Consider the following 13,629-nt stretch of genomic DNA (forward strand, 5'->3'; position numbering starts at 1 on the left):
GGCCAGGGCGGGGGTGGGTCGGATGATCCGTGCGTACAAGTTCCTCATCAGGCCCACCGTGGGCCAGGAACAGCAGCTTTCCGCTATGTTGCGCGACCACTGCGGGCTGTATAACGCTGCCCTTCAGGAGCGGCGGGACGCCTACCGGCACGCCTCCAGGACGACCGTCCGATACGGGCAGCAGTCCGCGCAGCTCAAGGAGATCCGGGCGTTGGACGCGGACCAGGGCCGGTGGTCGTTCTCCTCGCAGCAGGCGACGTTGCGCCGCCTGGACAAGGCGTTCGCGGGATTCTTCCGCCGGATCAAGGCCGGTGAGAAGCCGGGCTATCCGCGTTTTCGCTCACATAAGCGGTTCGACACCGTGGAGTGGCCCGCTGACGGCGACGGCTGCCGCTGGGACTCCACCCCGCACGACCCGGTGACCCGCGTCCGCCTGCAAGGCGTCGGGCACGTCCGCGTGCACCGGCACCGGCCGGTGGCCGGGAAAGTCAAGACCGTCAGCGTCAAGCGGGAAGGCCGACGCTGGTACGTCATCCTCACCGCCGACCAGGCCCGGCCCGAGCTGTTGGAGCCGACCGGCTCCGTGGTCGGCATCGACATGGGCATAGCCAACTTCCTAGCCGACTCCAACGGCGGGTTCATGCCCAACCCGCGCCACGGGCAGAAGGCCGCCGCGAAGCTGGAGAAGGCTCAGCAGGCCCTTTCCCGAGGCAAGCGCGGCAGCAAGCGCCGCCGCAAGGCCGTCGAGACCGTGGCCCGGCTGCACCGCAAGGTCCGTCGTCAGCGCCTCGACCACGCCCACAAGACCGCCCTCGGCCTCATCCGCGAACACGACTTCATCGCGCACGAAGACCTCAAGATCCGCAACATGAGCAAGGCCCCCGCGCCGAAGCCCGACCCCGACCAGCCGGGCAACTACCTACCCAACGGGGCCAGCGCGAAGGCTGGACTCAACCGCTCGATCTCGGATGCCGGATGGGGGGTGTTCCTGACGATCCTCACCGCCAAGGCAGAATGCGCCGGACGGGAGGTGATGGCCGTGGACCCCCGCAACACCTCTCGCACCTGCCCGTCCTGCGGGCACGTCGCGGCAGAGAACCGGCCCGCCCAGGACACCTTCCACTGCGTCAACTGCAGCCACACGGCGCACGCTGACACCGTGGGAGCCGTCAACGTTCTACGGGCCGGGCTGGCCCGTCGCAACGCCCGGAAGGGTTAGCGAGAAGCCCCCGGCTTCAGCCGGGGGAGGAGTCACGGAGAGGATCCACAGGGCGACGCGGGAGAGGGAGACGTGGACCCGGTAGCTGCCGCCGTCGGTGGCGCGGCGCCGCAGCGCCTGCGGGTGGGCCCCCACCGCCTGTGCCGCGACCCGTCGTCCCTGTCGGCCGATCTCGTCAGCCACGACTTCGCGGTCGAGCGCATCTGTGCCGCCCTGCCGCGCGATCACCGGCTGGCCGCGGCGGACGAGGTCGGCCTGGACGAGCTGAGCGGCGACGACTTCGTCATGCCCGACGCCGTGGCGCTTCCGGGGCTGTCCGCGCAGCTGCAACTCGCCTGCCACGATGCGGGGTTCATGCCACGGTGCCGGGCGGTCGCCGACGACCTCACCGGTCTGTTCAGCTATGTGGCCTCCGGGCTCTGCGTCAGCCTGCTGCCCGCAGGCCTGGCTGGCTTCGCGGCGGGCGACGTCGCCTTCGTCGCCTTGCGGGGGGACTCGCCGTATCTGGAGACCCGCGTGGTGGGGGTGCACCGTCCGGGGGTGGACGCCGCCGTCCTCCGCCTGTTGGAGATGATCAGCCGGCGCATGGCCGGGTGACTCCGCGGGAGTCGGGCCTCGTCTGGTGCACCCAGGCTCGGGACCGGTCCTCGATCCACCGGAGGCCGAGCGGCGGGACGGCCGGGCGGAGGCCGCGCGGGAGCGGTGACCGGGTGGCCGTCCCGGTCCCACGCGGCCTCCGGATCCCGAACGCTGAACGTCGATTCACGGCCTGCCTCGTGAAGGCCGAACTCCGGCCGTCGCCCTCGGAGTTCGATGTCGGTCGGGGCCGCCGAGCCGGTGTGCGGTGGTTCAGAGGCCGAACCGGGCGCGGTGGGAGGCGGGGACCAGGTCGGCGTACTCGGGGTGCTTGGTGATCCAGCCGCGGATGAAGGGGCAGTAGGGCAGGACGGCGAGTCCCTGCTCGCGTGCGGTGTCCAGGGCGGTGCGCGCCAGCCGGCTGCCCAGTCCGCGGCCCTCGAACCGGGGGTCGATCTCGGTGTGGATGAAGGCGATCTCGTTGTCGGAGCGGTGGTACTCGGCGAATCCGGCGAGCTCTCCGTTGTCGTGGATCTCGAACCGGGACTTCTCTGCGTTGTCGGTGGTGAGCTGCTCCATGGTTCCTCTTCTCCTGCCGGGCACGGCTGATCGCCTCGGGAGCGGTCATGGGCACCGGGGTGATGCCGTCAGCAGCATAGTTGAAGGATCAACATTTGTCTGCCGGCTGCAGGCCTCGGCTGGCGGCTCCGGCGGTCGGGCGAGCACCGGAGCCGTGTCCCTCGACGTGGATGTGCCGTTTCCCTCATCGTGGTTCGGCGATGAGCTGCGGGCCCCGCGGGCGGAGCGTGGCCGAACCAGCGGCCTCCCGGAGGCCGCCGGGCGAGGCCGGTCGCAGCCGCCAGCGGGCCAGGACGGTCGCGGCGACGATGAGCATCTCGGTCCAGGCGAAGGACTCACCGACGCATTTGTGGTGGCCCGCGCCGAAGGGGAGGAACAGTCTGCGTGAAGCGTGGTCCCCGGGCTGTCGCCAGCGGTCAGGATCGAAGCGCAGGGGGTCGGGGAAGAGTCGCGGGGACCGGTGCAGTGCGGTCGGGCTGAAGAGGATCTCCGTCCCCGGGGGCAGGTGCGCGTCCGCGTACCGGAGCGGGGCCACCGCCCGTCGCATCAGGATCCAGTTGGGGGTGTGGAGCCGGAGGGTCTCGCTGAGCGCGTGCCCCGTGCGCTCCAGGCGCGGCAGGTCGCTCCAGGGCACGGCGCCGTCGGCGGCGACGGTGCGCACCTCCTCGCTCAACTCCTCCTGCAGCCCGGGGTGTTCGGCGAGTTCGTGGAAGAGCCAGGAGAGCGCGGTGGCGGTGGTCTCGATGCCGGCCAGGAGCAGCGAGACCGCCTCGTCCCGCACCTGGGCGGCTTCCATGGCGAGGCCCGTCTCCTCGTCCCGGGCGGCCAGCAGCAGGGCCGGCAGCATGCCTTCCGGGCCCTGGCGGCGGACGCCCTGCGCGACGATCTCGTCCACCACCGCACGCAGCTCCCGGACCGCCGAGTCGAACCGCCGGTTGGCCGGGACGGGCAGCTTCTCCAGCAGGGCCGAGGGGTAGAGCGCCCGCCGTACGAAGCCTGTCAGGACCACGGGCACGGATCGGTTGATCCGGGCTTTCTGGGCATCGCTCAGGTGGGTGGCGAACAGCGACTCCACCACGATGTCCCGGGAGACCGCGTGCATCCGCTCGGCGATCGGTACCGGCCGCCCCGGCTCCCAGCGGGACACCGCAGTCGCCGCCTGACGTGCCGCCAGTGCGGCGTATCCGCGGATGCTGTCGAGATGGAAGGCCGGCTGGACCAGGCGTCGCTGGCGGAGGTGGAACGCGCCTTCGGAGGTGAACAGCCCGTTCCCCAGCAGCCCGCGGGCCTTGTCGAAGACGAAGCCCTTCTCGGTCTTCGGGGCGTCCTGGACGAGCAGCCGGTGGACGAGCTCGGGCGTGGTGAGTACGTGAACCGGCCGCCGCCACAGGTGGATCCGCACCACCGGGCCGTAGTCGGCCAGTGACTGGAGGAAGGGCACGGGCCGGGTCAGCAGCGGCACCAGGTGCCCGAGCGGCGGCAGTCGGCCCGCGGCGCACGGGATCCTGCCGCGAGGGCCTTCGTCTTCGGTCATCATCGCCCCGCCGCAGGTGCCGCGGCGTCGAACCGCGAACTGCCGCGGGACCATTCGATGTGCCCCCGCAGCCACAGACCCAGACTGCGGGCGTAGGCCGCGGTCGCGGCGCTGCCGCCCGTGGCGATGGCCCGGCTCAGCTCGACAAAGGAGTTCATCTCGGCATCGCGTACGGCGACGGCCAGCTTCCGGGCCTCGGCCGACGGGCAGTGGTGGTGCCGGGCGAGGACCTCGACCAGGTTGTGGCGACCCTGGCCGTCGGCCTTCTCCTTGGCGTGGGAGTACAGGTCGTTGTCCCAGCTCACCAGGTTCGCGGTGATGTCCCTGAGCCTGCGCAACGCGGGACCGTCCGCCTCCGCGGGTGGCGCTTCGTAGCCCGCGGCGATGTCGACGAGGGCGAGGCAGGTGTACGTCGCCCCGGCGTGCCGGCGCATGGCCATGTACTCGGCGGGCCCCGGTACCACCCCCGCCTCGCGGTTCGCGGCCTCCCACACCTGGGCGAAGAGGTAGTCGCGGACCGTGCACTCCCATCGGAACAGCTGCGACGGCGAGGCCTGCGCACCCACCCGGTCCCGGATCTCCCGCAGGGCCACCGCGTAGGCACTGGCCGGTCCGCTCACCCCGGCCGCGGGCGGCTCGGCGTCGAGCACCCGCGCCAGCAGGGCGGTGGTCCGCGCCAACGGGCCCGGCCTGCTGCCGCGTTCAAGGTCCTCGCAGTACCCGTCGTCGAAGGCGAACAGCCAGACGTACCAGTCGGAGAGCAGCCGCAGCATCTCGGCGTCCACCTCCGGATTGGTCCGCGCCGCCAGGTGGCCGCTGCGCTGACGCCGGATCCGTTCCGCCTGCCGCGGTTGCCCGTCCAGCAGCCGGTGCCGTGTCAGCCAGGCCAGGCTCCGCTGGTCGGCCTGCTCGGCATGGGGGTTCACCAGGGAGGGGAAAGGGCACCACAACTCGCCGGTGGCCTCGCCCGGTTGCTCGTCTTGGAGATCGACCACGGATCTGCCAGCCTTGTCTCGGTAGGTCGCAGCCGGATTCCGTCTCCCGGCGACGGACGCGGAAGCACGGGGGAGGACGGCCTGCAGGGGATGTCGAAGCTAATCCACCCGGAACGGTGCGGTGGACTCTGCGCGCACCCGCCGTTGACCCTCGGCGCACCACTCGTCGCCGGGCCCTGCCCGGAATCCCGGGTACGCCGCAGACGGCCGCGGCGCGGAACCGGAATATTCGCTGGCGGGCACGGGCGTACGAGCGGTACGAAGGCAGGATGACCATCAGCGAAACCCCCGCCGAGGCCCTCACCGACCCGCGCATCCTGCGCCCCGCCGTCCTCGACCTCGGCGACGCCCTGCTGCGCCCGTGGGGCCGAGCCCTCGACGTGCCCGGCGGCATCGTCCCCGCCCTCGTCGCGGCGTCGGCGGACCCGGACATAGCCCGATGGAACCCGCTCAGCACCATCGATCCGGCGGCCGCCGAGGCCTATCTCGACCGCGCGGCCGCCCGCTGGGCCGACGGCGGCACGGCCGCCTTCGCCATCACCGACAGCGTCGACGGCACCCTCTGCGGCAACGCCTTCCTGCAGTGGAGCAACCGGGCCGACGGCATCGCCATGGTCGGCTACTGGCTGCTCGCCGCCGCCCGCGGCCGGGGGCTCGCCACCCGCGCCACCACCGCCGTCACCCGCTGGGCCGTCGAGACCGCCGACGCCCGCCGCATCGAGCTCTACCACGCCGTCCGCAACGAAGCCTCCTGCGGGGTCGCCACCCGCGCCGGTTTCCCGTACGAGGGCACCCTTCGGGCCTCCTACCGCTACACCGACGGCTACCAGGACGAGCACCTGCACGCCCGCCTGGCCACCGACCCGGAGTGAGGGCGGCGGGCCGGCCACGTACCTGCCGGACGGGTCGTCCACCGGGTGCCGATGTCGCGTCAACGGCTCGGCGCTGACGCGGGCGAGGTGGTGGGGGAGGAGGCGGACCCTCGTTTATCTGACGGCAAGTCAGAAGTTATCGGCCGCTGTCACGCTCATCGGAGCGTACCTCAGACGGGGGACGGCCGGGGTGCGCCCGCGGATCTGATTCAGGGAGAACCATGCGTGGTACCGCGCTCGGCGACCGCTACCGGCTGCTGGACTGGCTGGGCGGTGGATCGATGGGCGACGTGTGGCTCGCCGAGGACGAGGTCCTCGGCCGCCGGGTGGCGGTCAAGGTCCTGAAGCCCGCCCTGCTGGACGAGCCGGGATTCGCCGAACGCTTCCATGCCGAGGCCCGTGTCATGGCGGGACTGCGGCATCCCGGCATCGTCGGCGTCCACGACTTCGGGCACAGCGCCGAGGACGGGAAGCGCTCGGTCGCGTACCTGGTCATGGAGCTGATCGACGGGGAACCACTGAGCACCGTGCTGGAGCGCCGCGACCGCCTGCCGGTGGCGGAGGCCCTCCGGACGGCTCTCCAGGTGCTGGAGGCGCTGGAGGTCGCGCACGAGTCCGGAGTCGTCCACCGGGACATCAAACCGGCCAACCTGATGGTCCGCGGCGACCAGGTGGTGATCGCGGACTTCGGCATCGCCCGGCCCGGGTGCAACGCCCGGCTGACCGTACCGGGGATGGTGCTCGGCACCGCCGCGTACCAGGCGCCGGAGCAGGCCTCCACCGGGACGGTCGCCGCCTCGGCGGACCTCTACGCAGTCGGCGTGGTCCTCTACGAATGCCTCTCCGGGAGCCTGCCCTTCGACGGGGAGACCGCCCTCGAGGTGATCCTCAAGCACCTGACGGAACCCGCGCCGCCGCTTCCCGCCCAGGTGCCCGAGCCGGTGCGGGCGCTCGTCGAGCGGGCGATGGCCAAGGAGCCCGGCGAGCGCTGGCCCGACGCGGCGGCCATGGCCGCGGCGGTACGGGAGGCCCTGGCACTGGTCGGAACCGACGCACCGCCGGCCACGGGCGCGATCCGGCCGGTCGCCGGGCGTAAGCCGCGTGCGGGCCTCCGCCGGCGCGCGCTGCTCGCGGTGGCGGTGGTGCTAGTGTCCTGCTTCACCTGGGCTGCCGGGGCGACGGTGTTCCGGCAGGGCCGGGAGGACCTGTCGACCGGCGACACGATCGGCGCCGAGACGACGATGGACCTCATGCGGCCCGTCAAGCCCGGGCAGGTGGGTGTCGGCCGTCCGCTCGGCGGGCTGCCGTCGGCGCGGGAGACGACTCCGGCGCCGTCCGCCAGCCCCGGTGCGGGCGAGAGCGCCGCGCCCATCGCGGGGCCCGCGTCCGGCGCACCGCGTACCTCCGCCGCGCCCTTGCGGCCGGGCCCGTCCGCCCCGACCTCCGCGGCCCCGTCCCCGTCCTCGCCCGAGCCCACAGCCTCCGTGGCGGCCAGCGCCCCGGCCACGGCGCAGCCGAAGCCCACGCCGCCGCCGAAGCCGGAGCCGCAGCTCCCAGCCGTGGCGCAGTTCACCACCGGTGGTGTCGCGCTGGACAACTCCTACTCCACCGACAAGGACGGGAACCTGGTCGGCACCTACACCGTCAACGGCACCCCGGCCCAGCTGTGGCGGCTGGAGAAGTTCTCCGAGGGGAGGTACTTCCTGCGCAACGGCTCCAGCGGCTACACCAAGGTGCTGGATCTGGACCTGGCCACCGGGAGGATCCAGATCTGGACGAACCCGCCGGGCGCCGAGAACCAGCTCTGGTCCTTCGTGCCGGTCACAGGTGGCTACCAGATCGTCAACTCCTACACCAAGCAGTGCCTGACGTCCGGCGGGCTCGCCGAGTGGGCCTTCGTGCAGTCCTGCTCGAAGGCGGACAACCAGGTGTGGACCATCTCCTGAAGTCTCAGGCCGGCGGCCAGGACGGCCATTGCCGACGAAGCCTCAGGCCGGCAGCCAGGACGGCCATTGCCGACGGGGCCGGTCGGCGGACCGGCCGGGTCCGATCAGGGCGTGCAGCCGGTCGGCTTCGGGGGAGCCGATGGCGGCCAGGATGTCGTGAGCCTCCGACCAGCAGGCCTGGGCCGAGCCGGGGGTGGCGTCGCGGTCGGCCAGCGCGTCGCCGAGCGCCGCCAGGGCCAGCCCCCGCCCCCTGCGGTCGCCGTCGAGCGTCAGGACCTCGACCGCCCGCCCGGCCGCCTCCACCGCCTCGGCGCTCCGGCCGAGGGCACGCAGCGACTCGGTGAGCCGCAGGAGCGTACGGCCCGTCCGGCGGCGGTCGTCCGGTCGCAGCAGGGCGAGGGCACCGCGGTGGTGGTCCAGGGCCTGCTCGAACTCACCGCGGTCGTGGGCGATCGTCCCCAACGAGTCGAGGGCGAGCGCCTGGAGCTCGCGGTCGGCGAGCTCATGGCAGATCGCCAGGGACTGGTCGATGACGCGGATCGCGGCCTCGAACCTGCCGAGCTCGGCGAACGCGCCGGCCAGGTTGAGCAGCTCGCCCGCCACCGAGCGGCGGTCGCCGAGCCGCTCCCACACCGAGACCGCCGCCGTGAAGCCCTCTACCGCGTCGCCCGGCCTGCCGACCTGGACGAAACAGGCGGCCAGTGAGGCGTGGGCGAGGGCGAGCAGAGGCCTCGGCATGTCGTGGGCGGTGCACAGATCGCGGGCTCTGAGCAGCTCGGCCAGGGCGGAGGGTTCGGATCCGACCTCGGTCAGCAGCCGTCCGAGCACTAGCCGGGCCCTGGTCTCGGCGGTACGACAGCCCTGCTGGATGGCGGCCTGCAGCAGGACCTTGGCCGCATGACCCAGCGGCCGGGTCGCCTGGCCGGTTTCGTACAGCAGGCTGCAGCCGAGCAGCAGTTCGGCCATCAGATCGAGGCGGGTCGGCTCGGGGAGCCTGGCGTACTGACTGACCAGTGCGCCGATGCCGAGGTACTCGCCGCGGGCGGCCGCGCGGGAGTCGGGAGTGTGCGGTGCTTCGGTGGTGGGCAGCGCCGCGCGGGCGGCCGACGGGCCCAGCGCGGCCGTGGTCTCGGTGTGGTGATGGACCGCCAGCCGGACGAGGGTGGCGGCTCGGCAGTCCTCGACGCTCTCCGAGTCCTGGGTGAGCCGCTGGGCGAAGGCGCGCAGCAGGTCGTGGTGCCGGTAGCGATCCGGCGCCACGGTCTCCAGCATCGAGCAGTCGACCAGCGACTCGGCCAGCTCCTCGGCCTCGTACCGGGGCAGGTCGAGCACCGCCGCGACCGCGGCCGGTGACAGGTCGGGCGCATCGGGCACCGCCAACAGCCGGAACGCGCGCGCCTGTTCGGCGTCCAGCTGGTCGTAGCCGAAACGGAAGGCCGACTCGACGGCGAGGTCCCCGGTGCGCAGCACGTCCAGGCGGTAGCGGCTCTCGGACAGTTTGTCGAGCAGCCGGGCCACGGTCCAACTCGGACGGCAGGCCAGCCGGGCGGCGAGGATGCGTACGGCCAGCGGGAGGTGGCCGCAGAGCCGGACGAGCTCCCCTGCCGCGTCCGCTTCGGCCAGGAGCCTTTCCCGGCCGACCACTCGGCCGAGCAGGTCGACGGCCTCCTCCGGGGCGAAGACGGACAGCTCGGTGAAGTGCGCGTTGTGGAGTGAACCCAGCCTGGCCCGGCTGGTGATGAGCACGGCGCTGCCGGGGCCGCCCGGCAGTAGCGGCCTGACCTGCTCCGCGTCCCGGGCGTTGTCGAGCACGACCAGCACCCGTCGGCCGGAGAGCAGTGAGCGGAACTGGGCGGAGCGCTCGGCGAGTTTGGGTGGCAGGCCTTCCGTCGGCACGCCGAGGGAACGCAGGAAGGCGCCCAACGCCTCCTCGGGCCGGGTCGGACGGCCGTCGGCCCCGTGCAGGTCGAGGTAGAGCTGGCCGTCGGGGAAGTCGGCGGCGAGCCCGTGCGCGACATGGACGGCCAGCGCGGTCTTGCCCACGCCGCCCAGGCCCGCGACGGCCGCCACGGGCATGCTGTGGGGAGCGAGCAGGACGGTCCGCAGTGCCTCGATCTCCGCCTCGCGGCCGGTGAAGTCGGTGACGTCGGCCGGGACTTGGGTCGGCCGTACCGGCGCCTGGTACGGCGAGGCGGCCTCCTCGGCGCTGGGCCGGGGCGGGGCGGGCGCCACCAGGGTGGCGTCGGCCGCCAGGATCCGGCGCTGCAACTCGCGCAGGCCGGGCCCCGGGGTGACGCCGAGTTCCGCCCGCAGCCGCCGGTCCGCCGCGCGGTACACGTTCAGGGCCTCGGCCTGCCGGCCGGTCCGGTAGAGGGCGAGCATCAGCAGCTCGCTGAGCCGCTCCCGGAGCGGGTGTTCGGCCGCGATGGCGGCCAGCTCGGCCACGGTCTCGCCGGACAGCCCGGCCTCGACCTCGGCCTCCAGGCACAACTCCAGCAGGGCCACCCGGCGTTCGGTCCACTCGCCGCGCTGCCGCTCGGCGTAGGGGCCGGGGAGTCCGGGCATCGGTTCGCCGTGCCAGAGGGCCAGCGCGGAGCGGAGCGTGGTGGCGGCCTGAGCGTACTCCCCGGCGCCGAGGCGCCGCTTCGCCTTGCCGATCAGCTCCTCGCAACGATCCGTGTCCAGCCGTCCCGGTTCGACCGTGAGCACATAGCCCCCGCCGAGCGAGGTCAGCGCGGCGGGCCCGAGGATCCGGCGCAGACGGTGGACGTACGTCCGGATCACGCCTGTGGCCTTGGCGGGTGGCTCCTCGCCCCACAGGTCGTCGATGAGCTGCTGGGCCGACACCGGATGATTGGCGCGGAGCAGCAGTGAGAGCAGCATGCCGCGCTGCTGGGGCGGCCCGAGCGCGAGCTCCCCCTCGCCCCGCCACCCCCGTACCGGCCCGAGCACGGCGAACCGCAACCCGCCCACCAGTCGTCCCCCTCTGTCCACAAACCAACGACCAGGCACATGGTACCGATCGCATGGCCCCTGACCAGGGGTTGACGCCTCCGACGGGGCCGGACCGGTACTTCGCCCCTGAGGGTTTGGGGCTCACCACGGCGGCGAGCGGTGGCGCGGACCGCCGGGCCGGCCGTCACGCGGCCCGGAGCCGAAGCCCCGGGCCGCGTGACGGCTGATCAGGGAACTCAGTACCGGGTGCTGATGGTGACGCCGCTGAAGTCGGTCTGGGCGTACAGGCTGATGTACCGGTAGCCCGCCGTGGAGTTGGTGACGGTGAGGCTCTGGGTGGTGCCGTTGTGGAGCGATCCGTTGGAGTAGGCGCTCGGCGAGGCCCAGGTGTCGGGGTTGTAGAGCAGGTAGGCGGTGCCGGTGCCGCCGGTGCTGTCGATGTTCAGCGTGGTGGTGCCGGCCGGCAGGTAGATGTAGTAGTAGTCCAGGTTGCCCGCGGTCGCGGACTGGCCGGTCCGCTCGCAGTTGCGGTCCAGTACCTGGGTGTTGGTGGAGGTGCAGGGGGTGACGCCGCCGCTGCCGCCGGAGCCGCTGACCGTGACGGACTGGGTGACGGTCGCGGTCTTGCCGTTGCTGTCGGTCACGGTGAGGCTGACGTTGTAGGTGCCGGCCGTGGTGTAGGTCTTGGACGGGCTCTGGCTGGTCGAGTCGGTGCCGTCGCCGAAGTTCCAGGCCCAGGAGGAGATGCTGCCGCCGCCGGACTCGGTGGACTGGTCGGTGAACTGCACGGTCAGGCCGGAGGGGGCGGCGGTGAACGCGGCGGTCGGGGAGCCGCCCACCACGCAGGCGCCGGCGGCGCAGGCGTCCAGCCAGCTGTTGAAGTCGGCGTCGTAGGCGGTGCCGATCGAGTTGTAGACCGCGTAGCCGCCGGTGTAGTCACCGGTGCGGAAGTGGCTCAGCATGTTCTGGATGACGTCCGGGTGCTTCTCGACCATGTAGCGGACGGCCAGGTAGCCCCACGGGTAGGTGCGGGTGGTGTCGCTGTTCGCGTAGGTGTTCTGGAAGAGCGTGCTGAGCGCGTAGGTGTGCTTGGGTGCCTCGGCCACCGCGCCGGTGTCGGTCACGTTCCGGTAGGTGTAGGAGACGTACTCGGCGACGCCCTCGATCCACCAGACGTCCGGCACGGTGGTCTGCTGGGTGAAGTCGCCCTTCAGGTCGTAGCGGCCGTCGAGGGCGTGGGTGTACTCGTGGTTGAGGTTCCAGATGCCCGCGGTGAAGCCGTCGTCGCCGTTCTGGTAGGTCAGCGAGATCGGCTGGTTGTCGGGGGCGGTCGGGTCACCGATCAGCGTGATGCCGCCGTTGTTGGTGCTCACGCCGTAGATCCCGCCCGCGTAGGTCTGGTAGTCCAGCGGGCTGGCGAAGACCACCATCTGCAGCGAGTTCTCGTACTGGCCGGGGATCGGGCCGTTGTCCTTGACCAGGTTGTGGACGAAGCCGTCCTGGTTCTCCAGGCTGGTGCAGACGGCGCTCAGGTCGGCGGCGGTCAGGCTCTGCGCCAGGATGCTGTGGGTCGAGTCGCAGGTGTGACTGACCGGCAGCGCCGCGGCCTTGAGCTTGGCGGGCAGGTTGCAGACGTCGTAGTAGGAGCAGTCGGACTGGTCGTAGTAGCCGGCCATGCCGGCGACGCCGACCCAGAGCGGGGCGGTCGGGCCGGTGATCGAGGAGGCGTCCAGCAGGCCCTTGGCCAGCGGGCGGACGGTCTCCAGCAGCGCCGCGTGCTCCATGAAGCGGGACATCTCCAGCCCGGCGTTGGAGTCCAGGAAGGAGTCGCCGCCGCCCAGCAGGTCCTTGTGGTTCAGCGCGAAGCCGTCCAGCGCGGTGATGATGCTCGGGTCGGCGGTGACCGCGCTGACGAAGTCCGGGTTCTGGTGGCCGCGGAACAGCGGGGTGAACACGTTGTTGACGTAGTTCACCATGTACCAGGAGGAGTTGTACGAGTCGCTGTAGGCGTTCAGCACCTGCTTGTAGGTGTTCAGGTAGTGCGCCTGCAGGTCGGCGCTGTCGGTGAGGATCATCGCCTCACCCATCACCTGGCCGTTGGCGTCGCTGTCGTCGTTCAGGTGTGAGCTCGCCACCAGGGTGTCGAGGGCCGACTGCACCGCACCGGTCAGCGAGGAGTCGTAGCTGCCGACGTCCGCCGAGTCGTAGTACTGCACGTAGTAGCCGGCCTGCAGGAAGTACTCCAACTGCCAGATGCCGGTGGAGTTGTCGCCCGCGTAGGAGGCCGCGGCGCTCCGGACACCGTTGGCCACGGCGGTCATCTGGCTCTCCTTGAACACCCCGGCGGCGTTGCTGCCGGTGAGCTGGAAGAGCGTGTTGAGGCAGGTCTGGTCGGTGCCCTCGATGAAGGAGACCAGGTCGGTGCCGGTCCGGCCGCTGAAGTCGGCGGGGGTGCAGGAGGTGGCGGCCCGGGCGGAGCCGGCCCGGGTGGCGGCGAGCCGTGGCGCGGGTGCCTTCGGGGCGGCGGACTGCGGGGAGCGCGGCGGGAGCTGGGCCGGCGCGAGGCGCTGGTTCTGGGTGGCGGCGGTGGTGCTCGCGCCGAGCGCGATACCGGTGGGAGGTATCGCACGACCGGTTGTCGCCTGGCTGACCTGGCGGCCGGCCTTCGCCGTGGGGGCGGCGAAGGCCGGGGCGGCGGCGAAACCGGCGACGGCCGTACTCGCGGCGGCGAGGACGGCCATGATTTTCGGCAGCCGGAATGGCTGACGCATCGTCACTCCTTGGTGGGGGTCGAGTGGATGCGCCTCGGTGAGGGATGGGGCGAGGCGTGTGACGAACCGTCTCACGCGGCCATCCGCGGATCAATAAGGTATGACATAGCACATGGCGTGGTTGTGCCATATCACCGGGCCGTGGTAGTCCACCGCTCGTCGCGGGCACGCTCGACGCCCTG

9 protein-coding genes are annotated in these 13,629 nt (G+C 72.0%); 4 read left to right on the forward strand and 5 right to left on the reverse strand.

Annotation, left to right across the window (positions count from 1 at the left end; translation table 11 throughout):
* The first annotated feature begins 22 nt into the window (after window positions 1-22).
* Both ACSMTC_RS33585 and ACSMTC_RS33590 read left to right on the forward strand, forming a co-directional pair.
* Entirely contained in the window at window positions 23-1,219 is a 1,197-nt protein-coding gene (locus tag ACSMTC_RS33585) for an RNA-guided endonuclease InsQ/TnpB family protein (RefSeq protein WP_436563513.1), read from the forward strand.
* Window positions 1,220-1,291: 72 nt separating this feature from the next.
* The gene (locus ACSMTC_RS33590; RefSeq protein WP_436563514.1) at window positions 1,292-1,816 is read left to right on the forward strand and encodes a LysR family substrate-binding domain-containing protein; all 525 of its coding nucleotides are present in this window, start codon (window positions 1,292-1,294) and stop codon (window positions 1,814-1,816) included.
* Window positions 1,817-2,068: 252 nt separating this feature from the next.
* Here the strand turns inward: ACSMTC_RS33590 and ACSMTC_RS33595 are convergent, their stop codons facing one another.
* The 3 genes from ACSMTC_RS33595 to ACSMTC_RS33605 all read right to left on the reverse strand — a co-directional run bounded on the left by ACSMTC_RS33595 (window position 2,069) and on the right by ACSMTC_RS33605 (window position 4,903).
* Window positions 2,069-2,374, reverse strand: a complete 306-nt coding sequence (locus ACSMTC_RS33595) for a GNAT family N-acetyltransferase (RefSeq protein ID WP_436563515.1) — start codon at window positions 2,372-2,374, stop codon at window positions 2,069-2,071.
* 184 nt (window positions 2,375-2,558) lie between these two features.
* On the reverse strand, window positions 2,559-3,908 hold the full coding sequence (locus ACSMTC_RS33600; RefSeq protein ID WP_436563516.1) for a cytochrome P450: 1,350 nt from the start codon (window positions 3,906-3,908) through the stop codon (window positions 2,559-2,561).
* The gene (locus tag ACSMTC_RS33605; protein WP_436563517.1) at window positions 3,908-4,903 is read right to left on the reverse strand and encodes a terpene synthase family protein; all 996 of its coding nucleotides are present in this window, start codon (window positions 4,901-4,903) and stop codon (window positions 3,908-3,910) included. The genes ACSMTC_RS33600 and ACSMTC_RS33605 overlap by 1 nt, the downstream gene beginning before the upstream one ends.
* A 269-nt stretch (window positions 4,904-5,172) precedes the next feature.
* Between ACSMTC_RS33605 and ACSMTC_RS33610 the strand changes: the two genes are divergently transcribed.
* Both ACSMTC_RS33610 and ACSMTC_RS33615 read left to right on the forward strand, forming a co-directional pair.
* The gene (locus ACSMTC_RS33610; RefSeq protein ID WP_436563518.1) at window positions 5,173-5,775 is read left to right on the forward strand and encodes a GNAT family N-acetyltransferase; all 603 of its coding nucleotides are present in this window, start codon (window positions 5,173-5,175) and stop codon (window positions 5,773-5,775) included.
* Window positions 5,776-5,996: 221 nt separating this feature from the next.
* The gene (locus ACSMTC_RS33615) at window positions 5,997-7,721 is read left to right on the forward strand and encodes a serine/threonine protein kinase (protein ID WP_436563519.1); all 1,725 of its coding nucleotides are present in this window, start codon (window positions 5,997-5,999) and stop codon (window positions 7,719-7,721) included.
* Window positions 7,722-7,763: 42 nt separating this feature from the next.
* Here the strand turns inward: ACSMTC_RS33615 and ACSMTC_RS33620 are convergent, their stop codons facing one another.
* Together ACSMTC_RS33620 and ACSMTC_RS33625 are read right to left on the reverse strand one after the other, a co-directional pair.
* On the reverse strand, window positions 7,764-10,694 hold the full coding sequence (locus ACSMTC_RS33620) for an AfsR/SARP family transcriptional regulator (protein ID WP_436563520.1): 2,931 nt from the start codon (window positions 10,692-10,694) through the stop codon (window positions 7,764-7,766).
* A 218-nt stretch (window positions 10,695-10,912) separates the two neighbouring features.
* Window positions 10,913-13,447 carry a collagenase gene (locus ACSMTC_RS33625; protein WP_436563521.1) on the reverse strand — a complete coding sequence of 845 codons (2,535 nt, stop codon included), beginning with the start codon at window positions 13,445-13,447 and terminating at the stop codon, window positions 10,913-10,915.
* Window positions 13,448-13,629 lie beyond the last annotated feature (182 nt).

Source organism: Kitasatospora sp. HPM-01-4 (genome assembly GCF_051374625.1).
Classification (GTDB): Bacteria; Actinomycetota; Actinomycetes; order Streptomycetales; family Streptomycetaceae; genus Kitasatospora.

Bases quoted from the DNA above. Each gene is read 5' to 3' on its own strand.
- ACSMTC_RS33585 (WP_436563513.1), top strand. From the start codon at position 23: ATGATCCGTGCGTACAAGTTCCTCATCAGGCCCACCGTGGGCCAGGAA.
- ACSMTC_RS33595 (WP_436563515.1), bottom strand. From the start codon at position 2,374: ATGGAGCAGCTCACCACCGACAACGCAGAGAAGTCCCGGTTCGAGATC.
- ACSMTC_RS33600 (WP_436563516.1), bottom strand. From the start codon at position 3,908: ATGACCGAAGACGAAGGCCCTCGCGGCAGGATCCCGTGCGCCGCGGGC.
- ACSMTC_RS33610 (WP_436563518.1), top strand. From the start codon at position 5,173: ATGACCATCAGCGAAACCCCCGCCGAGGCCCTCACCGACCCGCGCATC.
- ACSMTC_RS33615 (WP_436563519.1), top strand. From the start codon at position 5,997: ATGCGTGGTACCGCGCTCGGCGACCGCTACCGGCTGCTGGACTGGCTG.
- ACSMTC_RS33625 (WP_436563521.1), bottom strand. From the start codon at position 13,447: ATGCGTCAGCCATTCCGGCTGCCGAAAATCATGGCCGTCCTCGCCGCC.